The 9,872-nt window shown below is 72.6% G+C and carries 7 protein-coding genes; 5 read left to right on the top strand and 2 right to left on the bottom strand.

The window, feature by feature from the left end; genetic code table 11:
- The 5 genes from AC31A1_RS38875 to AC31A1_RS38855 form a co-directional block, all read left to right on the top strand.
- On the top strand, nucleotides 1-823 hold an 823-nt coding region (locus AC31A1_RS38875), incomplete at its 5' end, for an MATE family efflux transporter (protein WP_489657796.1).
- Between the two features lie 244 nt (nucleotides 824-1,067).
- Nucleotides 1,068-2,036 (top strand): RNA polymerase sigma factor, encoded by a 969-nt coding sequence (locus tag AC31A1_RS38870; RefSeq protein WP_489657795.1) that lies wholly within the window; start codon nucleotides 1,068-1,070, stop codon nucleotides 2,034-2,036.
- Nucleotides 2,037-2,121: 85 nt separating this feature from the next.
- The gene (locus AC31A1_RS38865) at nucleotides 2,122-3,060 is read left to right on the top strand and encodes an alpha/beta fold hydrolase (protein WP_489657794.1); all 939 of its coding nucleotides are present in this window, start codon (nucleotides 2,122-2,124) and stop codon (nucleotides 3,058-3,060) included.
- Nucleotides 3,061-3,142: 82 nt separating this feature from the next.
- Entirely contained in the window at nucleotides 3,143-3,832 is a 690-nt protein-coding gene (locus tag AC31A1_RS38860; RefSeq protein ID WP_489657793.1) for an alpha/beta hydrolase, read from the top strand.
- A 113-nt stretch (nucleotides 3,833-3,945) separates the two neighbouring features.
- Nucleotides 3,946-4,797: a GNAT family N-acetyltransferase gene (locus AC31A1_RS38855; RefSeq protein WP_489657792.1), complete on the top strand. Its 852-nt coding sequence runs from the start codon at nucleotides 3,946-3,948 to the stop codon at nucleotides 4,795-4,797.
- 10 nt (nucleotides 4,798-4,807) lie between these two features.
- On the opposite strand, the gene AC31A1_RS38850 is transcribed toward AC31A1_RS38855, so the two are convergent.
- The gene (locus tag AC31A1_RS38850; protein WP_489657791.1) at nucleotides 4,808-7,609 is read right to left on the bottom strand and encodes an ATP-binding protein; all 2,802 of its coding nucleotides are present in this window, start codon (nucleotides 7,607-7,609) and stop codon (nucleotides 4,808-4,810) included.
- A gap of 57 nt (nucleotides 7,610-7,666) precedes the next feature.
- Complete coding sequence (locus AC31A1_RS38845) at nucleotides 7,667-8,983, bottom strand: amidohydrolase family protein (RefSeq protein WP_489657790.1); 1,317 nt, start codon at nucleotides 8,981-8,983, stop codon at nucleotides 7,667-7,669.
- Between the last annotated feature and the right edge of the window lie 889 nt (nucleotides 8,984-9,872).

Genomic DNA, 9,872 nt, shown 5'->3' with positions numbered 1-9,872 from the left:
GGCCGGGGTGGCCATGCTCGGCTCCAGCGCGGTCGGGGCCGGGCTCAATCAGTACGCGCTGCGTCGGCGGACCGTGCTCGCCGGGCGGCCGATCCGGCCCGGCAGGCCCGATCCACGCGAGGTGCTGCGGCTGGCCCGGGTCGGGGTGCCGCTCGGCGCGACCGTGCTGGTGAAGTTCTCCGTGCTGGGCGTGCTGACCTTCGCCGCAGCCCGGATCGGCACCGACAGCGCCGCCGTGCACAGCGTCTCCGAGTCCCTGGTGAACGTCGTCTTCACCGCCGCCGTGGCGGTCGGGCAGGCCACGGTGCCGTTGATCGCCGGGTACGCGGAGGAACGCGACCTCGCGCGCGTCCGGCGCAGTGTGGACGCCGGGATCGGGGTCGCCCTGTGCGCGGTCGTGGTGCTGGGGTCCGTCCTGGTCGTGCTGCGGGACCCGGTGATCGGCCTGTTCACCAGGGATCAGGGGCTCGCGGACCAGGTCGTACGGCTGTTGCCGCTGGTCCTCGCGGTGGTCGTCACCGATGCCCTGCAGGCCGTGGCGGGCTTCGGACTCGTCGGACTCAAGCGCACGGTGCCGAGCCTGGTGTCCACGGCGGTGTGGTTCGGGGTGCTCGCGGCCCTCGCCGTGCCGGTCGCCGACACGGCGGGACTGACCGGGCTGTGGACCGCTCTGGCCTGCGCGAACCTCCTCCAGGCCGTGACCAAGTTCGTCTCCTTCCGTCGGCACAGCGGGCGGATCGTCGACGCGACCCCGCCGGCGGGCGTGCGGGGCGGCAACACCGGCGCGGTACGTGCGGTAAGAGAGCCCGGTCGGGGGCGCTGAGCAGTTGCTGACCCCCTTCGGTCGTCAACTGGGCGTGCCCGCAACCGTCGTAGGGACCGGTCCAAGTCCTTGAACCGTCGCTGAACTTCCTTGGCCCGGGGCGTATCGACGGTGTGCGGGACCCGGGCGTCCGCAATGGGCACCTGGTGCGACGCCGGACCCGTCGGGCGTCCGCGCGATGTGACGTCACGGCACGCGCCCCTTACGGTCGTACGGACGACGGTGGCGCCGGAAGAGGGGCAGCATGAGCAGCCGGAACCCGGGTGAGATCACGCGCATCGAGGACGCGGCGCTCACCCTGGCCGCGCAGGCCGGGGACATTGCCTCCCTGGGGCTGCTGCTGGAGCGGCACCGGGCCGGGATGCGGGCCGTCGCGGTGAGTGTGCTGGGGCCGGGGCCCGATGTCGACGACGTGGTGCAGGACGCGGCGCTGACCGCCCTCCGGCGCGTGGGGGATGTGCGCGACCCGGAGGCCGTGGGGGCCTGGTTGCGGATGATCGTGCGCAACGAGGCCCGTTCGTTGCTGCGGGGGACCGTCGATCTTCGGCCGCTCGACGATCTGCATGTGCCCGTCACGGAGTCCGGTCCTGAGCGGTGGCTGGAGCGGCACGCCCTGCGGGACTGGATCTGGGAGGCCGTCGAAGAGTTGTCTCCCGTGCTGCGGTTGCCGCTCGTGCTGCGGCATTTCAGTGTCGGTGTCACGTCGTACGAGCAGATCGCCGAGGCCTGCGGGGTGCCCGTTGGAACGGTCCGCAGCCGGCTCAGTCAGGGGCGGGCCAAGCTCGCGCTGGCCCTCGCCGCCACGGCCGACGCCCCGCACGGTGACGTCGGGCGGCGCACGCGGGCCAGCCGGATCGAGGCGCGCGAGACGCTGCGCGCGGCCGAGAGCGGGCACTTCGGGAAGCTGCTCACCGAGCGCTGGTCGCCCGAGGCCGCGCTCGTGCGGGGGAACCAACCGGTGGGCGGCAGAAGCCTGTTGGTGCGCGGGATGGAGTGCGATCTGGAGGCTGGCGTACGGCAGCATCTCGCGCACGCCGTGGCCGGGCGGTCGCTCGTCGTCTGGGAGATGGACATCAGCAACCCCGACGACGACCCCGACCACTGCCCGCCCGCCGTGGCCTGGCTGATGAATCTGGACGGTGCCGGACGGGTGCACCGGCTGCGTCTCGTGCATCCCCGGCCGGTGCCCGTCCCGCGCGCCCTCGTTGTATGACCGGCGTCACATCAATCATTTCGAACTTCGTGCTTTCTCCCGCGTCCTGTCCCTGTCATCGCCGTATGCCGAACAGGGAGATCCCATGAGCACCACCCCATCGACCGACCCGCTCGCCACCGGGACCCACACCGTCGAGATCGACGGGGTCACGCAGAGCTACCACGTCCACGGCGTTGGACCGGTCTGCATCGCGCACTCCGGCGGGCCGGGCATCTTCTGGGACTACCTGCGCATGCCCTCGCTGGAGGAGCACCTCACGGTCGTCTACCCGGAGCCCATCGGCACCGGCGCCTCCGACCGGCTGCCCTCCCACCCGCACGGCTACACGCGGGCCCGCTACAGCCGCTTCCTCGCGGCGCTGATCGAGCACCTCGGCGTCCCCGAGGTGCACCTCCTCGGACACTCGCACGGCGGTTTCGTCGCCCAGTACCACGCCCTGCACCACCCCGACCGCGTCGCCGGCGTGATCCTCTACGACAGCGCGCCGGTGACCGGTCCCGAGCACGGCGCCGAGGCCATGCGCAAGGTGCAGGAGTTCGCCGCCCGGCACGCCGACAACCCGGGGCTCCGCGAGGTCGTTGGAGCGTTCCAGAGCATCCCCACCATCTCCGACGACGCCCAGATGACCGCCGTGGCGCGGGGGATCTTCCCCGCGTACTTCGCCGACTTCTGGGGCCGGGAGGACGAGTTCGGCCCCGCGAGGGCCGCCGTGGTGGCCACCTATATCTCCGGGCTGGACGACGACCTCACCCCGGACGTCATCGACGACCGCGGCGACCTCGGCTCGCTCACCGTGCCGGCCCTCGTCCTCGTCGGCCGCCACGACGTCATCTGCGGGGTGCGCTGGGCGGAGGAGCTGCACGAGCTCATCCCGGGCTCGGAGTTGGTGATCCTGGAGAACAGCGGGCACTTCGGTCACCTGGAGGAACCCGAGGCCTTCGCGAAGGCGGTGACGGCGTTCGTCGAGGCCCCCGCCGGAGGCGACGGGACCCCTGCCGGCAACCAGGCCATGGGCAACTAGGTCATTTGGTCGAAGCCCCGGCGGGCGGCCCGGCCTAGTTTGGACCTGCCCGCAGGGTTTCCGACAAACAAGGAGCATCGGCATGAGTGCCGTGAAGAACATCGTTCTCGTGCATGGCGGATTCGTCGACGGTTCCGGCTGGCAGTCCGTGCACCGCCTGCTCACCCAGGACGGCTACAACGTCAGCGTCGTGCAGAACCCGACCCTGTCCCTCGTCGAGGACGTGGCCGTCACCCAGCGGGCCCTCGACGCCCTCGACGGCCCGGCCGTCCTCGTCGGCCACTCCTACGGCGGCGCCGTGATCACCGAGGCAGGCCGCCACGACGGTGTCGCCGCGCTCGTCTACATCGCCGCCTTCGCGCCGGACAAGGACGAGTCCGTCGGCACGCTGGTCGCCGACCCCGCGCCCGGCGCGCCCGTGCCGCCGATCCTGCCGCCGGTCGACGGCTTCCTCTTCCTGGACCGGGACAAGTTCGCCGCGTCCTTCGCGGGCGACCTGCCGGCCGAGGACGCCGCGTTCCTCGCCGACTCGCAGGTTCCGTGGGGCCTCGACGCGCTCAACGGACCGATCACGGAGCCTGCCTGGCGGGCCAAGCCCAGCTGGTACCTCGTCGCGACCGACGACCACATGATCCCGCCGCCGGTCCAGCACCAGATGGCCGAGCGCGCCGGAGCCACCGTGGCCGAGGCCGCGGGCAGCCACGCCGTCTACGTGTCCCAGCCCGCGGCGGTGGCCGACCTGATCAAGCAGGCGGCGGCCCACCAGGCCTGATGTCCCATCCCTGACCACATGTCAACTCCCCGCTTCAGCCCGCCTGTTCACAGGCGGGCTGTCCGCGTGGCTTCCCGAGGGAAGCCGGGCGAACCCGAGAGGGAAACAGATCTATGACCACCGTCGTCCAGCCGTCCGTCGCCGAGCAGTCCGAGGCGGAGGCCCTCTACCGATTCCAGACGGAGACCCCCGAACCCGTCCGCACCGCGCTGGGCATGACCGCCACGAGGATCGGCGGCGGCGTGGTGCTGTCGATGCGCGACGACATCACCCGCTTCTGGAGCAAAGCCCTCGGCTTCGGCATCACCGCCCCCGTCACCGCCCAACTCGTCGAAGACGTCTGCGACTTCTACCGTGCGGCGGGTACCCCGCAGGCCACCTTCCAGATAGCGCCCGCCTTCCTGCCAGAGGACTGGCCGGAGATCTGCGAGCGGGAAGGCATCGTCCAGTCCTCGTCCTGGGCGAAGCTCGTCGGCACGACCGAGGAGGCCGTCACCCGCGCCGACGCCCTGGACGTACCGCCCGACGGCATCAGCGTCACCCCGCTGGAGGCCCAACACGCCCTGGAATGGGGCACGGTGATGATGCGCGCCTTCGGAACACCCGTCGAGCACTACGCCGAGATGGGCGCCGCGACCGTGTCCCGGCCGGGCTGGCATCCCTACGGGGCGTGGCTGGAGGGCGAGTTGGTCGGCACCGGCACCATGCTCGTCCGCGGTGACACGGCGCAGATGTTCGCCGGCGCCGTACTCCCCCACGCCCGGGGGCGCGGTGGGCAGACCGCCCTGCTCGCCGCCCGGGCGCGCACAGCACGGGAGTTGGGGTGCCGTGTCCTCGTCGCCGAGACCGGCGCCGAGCAGCCCGGCACCCACAACAGCTCCCTGCGCAACATGCTCCGCCTCGGCTTCGAGGTGGCCTACGAACGCCCCAACTGGACCTGGCAGTCGGAACCCGACGCGGGCTGAGCGGGAGGCGTCACGGCATGGGGCCGGTCAGCGCGTCGCGCAGGCCGCCCCGTGAGGTGACGTTCAACTTCCGGAAGACACTGCGGAGATGGGCCGCCACCGTGCGCGGCGACAGGAAGAGCTGCGCGGCGATCTGCTTGTTCGTCAGCCCGGTGGCGGCCAGTTGGGCCGCCACCCGCTCCTGCGGCGTCAGCAGCGCGTGCCGGTCCCGGCCGTCCGGCTCGACGGACTGGAACGGCTTGACGGGAATCCCGCTCGCCCGCAGCTCGTTGGCCGCCCGCGCACTCCACGGGGCGGCGCCGAGCCGCTCGAACGTGCCGAGCGCCGCGTCCAGGTGCACCCGGGCCGCGCCGCCCGCCCTGGCCCGGCGCAGTCGCTCGCCGTAGGCCAGGCAGATCCGCGCCCAGTCGAACGGCCAGCGCTCGGCACCGGCCGTGGCGATGGCCGCCTCGAACAGGTCGTGGTCGATGACGTTCGGGTCCGCCATCGCCTCGGCGGCGTCCGCCAGCATGGCCAATCGGGGTGAGACCGAAGGGATGTCGGTCCTGCGGACCGCCGCGATGTGCGCGGCCGCCTCCGCGTGGTGGTCGGTGTGCACGGCGGCCTCGGTGAAGTCCAGCAGGAGCCACAGCGCGTGCGGCATGAACCGCGGCACCTCGCCGGGTGTGACCAGGGCGCGCAGCAGGCGGTGGGCGGCGTCGAAGTCCGCGCCGCCGAGCGCCGAAAGGGCCCGGATGTGCGAGGCGTAGACCCGCAGCGCGCCCAGTCCGCGCGGGTTGCCCCAGGACACGAGCCGGTCCGCGATCTCGCGGGCGGTGCTGCCGTCGCCGCGCGCGGCGGCCACAAGTCCGCGCTGGAAGTGGCCCGTTGAGGCCGTCAGACGGTAGTCGTACGTCGCGCACCAGGCGAGGCCTTCTTCGGTGATCTCCAGCAGGTCGTCCCACTGGTGGCCGCCCGCGTAGGCGTCGTTGCCCAGCAGGAACTGCGCCTGGATCGCCAGGGCCACGGCCCCGCCGTCGCGGCCGTCGTCGATGATCCGGCGCAGCGCGCCCCGGCAGCCCGGGAGGCGGTCGATGTAGGAGGAGGAGAGCGCGATGCCGAAGACCCGTACGGGGTCGGGCTGTTGGTGCAGTCCGGAAATGAGGCCGTCGAGCCGGTCGAGGAAGGGCAGCGCGCCGTACGCCGGATCGCCGAAGGTGCCCAGGATCACCGGCAGCAGACGGCCCGACGTGGGCGGACGCCGTCGCTTCACGATGTCCTCGAAGGAGCGCCACAGTTCCGGCCGGCCGCCGTAGAAGCACACCATGAGAAGGGTGTTGAGGGCTTCACGGAAGATGTCCTCGACCATCTCCGTGTCGTCGGGCCACGTATGGGCCTCGATGGCGCGGATGAGCAGCCGGTGGGCGGTGTCCACGTCGCCCTCGCCGTTGAGGAGGTGACTGGCCGCGGCGGTGGCGGCGGCGAGGGAGCCTACGCCCGACGGGTCGGCGTGGTCGGCGTTGTCGAGCAGCGCGCGGACATTGCGCAGATCGCCGGTGATGTTGGCGCCGAGGCAGGCCGCCTCCGCCAGCCGGCGGCCCTTGTCCGTGCCGGTCGCGCTCAACTCGGAGGCGCGCAGCAGGGTGGTGATGGCGCCGACCGCGTCACCGCGGCGCAGGGTGTTGTACGCCACCTCGTGCAGCAGGGCGGCGACCTGGTCGTCGGGGCCGACGGCAGCGTCGGCGAGGTGCCGCGCCCGGTGCTCGGAGCCCTCGGGAAGCTCGGCGGCGAGGGCCAGTTGAGCCGCCCGGCGCTCCTCGCTGGTCGACAGATCCAGCACCGCGGAACGGGTCAGCGGATGCCGGAACTCCAGCCTGCCGGTGACACCGTCGACCTGGACGAGCCCGGCGCGCTCGGCGGGGGACAGCCCGGCGAGACCGTCCCGACCGCCCGACGCCCGCTGGAGGATGTGCAGTTCACCCGAACCGTCCAGCACGGCGAGCAGCAGCAGCTTCCGGGTCGCGGCCGGGAGCGCGGCGACCCGGGTGGAGAAGATGCCCTTGAGGCGCTCGGTCAACGGCAGTACGGCGGGCAGGGTCCCCCGCTCCCGCTGCTGCAAGTCGTTGAGGGGGACGGGCAGTTCGAGCAGCGCGAGGGGGTTGCCCCGGGCCTCCGCGACCAGCCGCCGTCTGACCCTGGGCGTCATCGCGGGGAACCGCTCGGCCACCAGCGCGTTCGCCGAGACGTCGTCCAGCGGCCGGACCTCGTACTCGGGTATCCCGATGTTGCTGAGGAAGGACTCGTCGCCGGTCCGGGACGCGCCCAGCAGGGCGATCGGGCCGGTGCGCAGGGCGCGGGCGAGGGTGCCCAGGACCGTGGCGCTGGGCCGGTCCACCCAGGCCACGTCGTCGACGATCAGTGCGAGCGGACCGGTCTCGGCGGTGGACCGTTCCAGCAGGGCGTGCACGGCGTTCGCGATGGCCAGCAGTTCGGTCGGCTGCTCCTCGGACAGTCCGCGGACCGCCTGGAGGGTCTCCGCCTGCCGTGCGGGCAGCGCAGGGATTCCCTCGGCCAGCGGTTGGAGCAGCTGGTTCAGCGCCGAGAAACTGACGCCTCGTTGGAACGGGCAGCCGGAGATTCGCAGCACCCGGAAACCCGCCCCGGACGCGCGCGGCGCCGCGGCCTCCAGCAGCGCGGTCTTGCCCACCCCGGGCTCCCCGGTCAGCATCAGCGCGGCTCCCCGGGCCCGGGCGGTGTCGAAGTGCCCGTCGATGACGGCCAGTTCGGCCGATCGTCCGATGAGGGCCGGCGGGGTGAGGGCTGCCGATGCCATGACGCCTCCCGTAGGGGTCGAGCGGGAACAGGAACGGTCCACACGCCTGAGGTCAGGTCATGCGATGCGTGCGGCGGCCTCCGCGGCGGCGTGCTGGGCGGCGATACGGTCCACCTTCACCGTCTCGCCGTCCACGACGACGGGCTCGCCCGCGACCCAGACGTCCTGGACCGCGCGGGAACCGGCCGCCCACATGAGGTTGGCGAGCAGCCGGCCGTCCTCGACGTCGAGGCCCGCGGCGAAGTGGGGCCCGTCCACGGAGAGGTGGATCATGTCCGCCCAGTTTCCCGGGCGGAGGGCACCGATGTCGGTCCGGCCCAGGGCCGCGGCGCCGGCCGAGGTCGCCATGAGGAAGGCGTCCGCGGCGGTGAGGGCCATGGCGTCGGCGGTGGCGAGACGGCAGAACATCATCGCGAGGCGGGCCTCCTCCCACAGGTCGAGGTCGTCGTTGCTCGCGGGCCCGTCGGTACCGAGACCGACGGCGACGGACGCGGCGCGCAGGGCGTGCAGGTCGGCCGTACCGGAGGCGAGTTTGGCGTTCGAGCCCGGGCAGTGCGCGACACCGGCACCCGCCTGGGCGAGCAGCCGGATGTCGTCGGCGGACAGATGCACGGCGTGGGCGGCGAGCAGCCGGCCGTCCAACAGCCCGGTCTCCTTGAGCAGTTGGGGAACCGAACCGTGCGACTCCCGCTGGGCGACGTCCTCGGCGAGGGTCTCCGCGACGTGGATGTGCACCAGGGCGCCGCGCTGTGCCGCCTCCTCCGCCGTGGCCCGCAGTGCCTCGGGCGGCAGGGTGTAGGCGGAGTGCGGTCCGTAGCAGAGCTCGACGCGCTCACCGGGCCCGAAGCGCAGGCCGTCCGTGTCGATCCACTTGCCGATGGCCGCGAGATCGGTGTGCCAGTCGTCGCCGGGCCGGTCGAAGTAGGCGGGCGCGATCAGGACCCGGCTCCCGGCGTCGAGTGCCGCGTCGGCCACCTGCTCGGCGTGCGCGTACATCTCGGCGCTGGTCGTCACGCCGTAGCGCAGCATCTCGACGCAGCCGAGCAGCATGCCCGCGTGGGCGTCGCGGGGGCGCATGCGGGCCTCGGCGGGCCAGACGGCGTCCTGGAGCCAGGACGCCAGCGGGAGGTCGCCGCCGAGTCCGCGCAGGAGGGTCATCGGGGAGTGCGCGTGGGTGTTGACCAGGCCGGGAGCGAGGATGCCGGACAGCGAGGTGAGGGGGACGCCGGCCGGGAGCGGGGGAGCGGTGGCCGCCGGACCGCAGTAGGAGACGCGGCCGTCCGCGTCGACGTCGACCACGGCGTCGCGCAGGACGGAACAGGACGGGTCGGCCGGCAGGACCACGGGGGCGAGAAAGCGACGAGACACGGACATGGGGGAGCTCGCTTCCGGAGGGGGTGCTGTCAACGAGAACAAGATGCGGGACCGGTCCAAAAGTTCGATCCCGGGGGCGTGAACTCGATCACAGGAGTGGGAAACGGGGCGCTCCGCTGTCATGAGCATCGCCGGATTCGGGTGGATAGGACGAGGTGTGTCTTCCTGGAGCCAAGCTCTGACCGTCTCCTCCGTGAGTGCCTGGGACGAGGTCTTCACCGGCCTGCACAGCGCGAGCGGGACCAAGGTGCCGGACGGCCGCGCTCCGTGGACCGGGCACCTGGAGTGGCAGCGGTCGAAGACCTAGAGTCTCGCCCTGTGCTCCGGCGGCGAGGAAGTCGTGGACCGGGACAACCGGCACATCCGCACCGATCCCCGCGGCACGCACGAACTCCTCGTGCCGCTCTCCGGGTCGGCCTGCCACTCCGCCCGTCAAACCTCGCCCGGCTCGCCATCCGCAGCGGGTCGATGGGGCAGGTTGACTCGGTCCCGCGTTGCGCGGTGACGGGCCGAACGGTGCCGATCCGGCCTGGCGCCGTGCTGAGTGGAGCCGGTGCCGAGCCGACTCGCTCCTGCGCCGAGCCGGTCCCACGTCGTGCCGCGTGGAGCCGGCCTCCCGCCATGCTGTCGCCCGGCTCGCCCCCCTCCCCGCAGCAAGCCCACGGGCTGGCCGACCAGCCCTCGTGCCACGCCAGGCCGAGCCGGCCAAGCCGGATCGATCCAGAGCCGTGCCGACCCGGTCCCGCGCCGACCCGGTCCCGCGCCTCCGCCTGCCATGCCCCCACCACGCTCCCGTCCCCGCTCGCCACCCGCAGGAGCCCGACGGGGCCGACGCCGGCGGCGGCATTTTCCGCTACGCCTGGCGGCCATGTCCCCTATAGCGCGCTAC

This window comes from Streptomyces sp. P5F9 (assembly GCF_057961495.1).
This window is presented reverse-complemented; position numbering and strand designations above follow the sequence as displayed.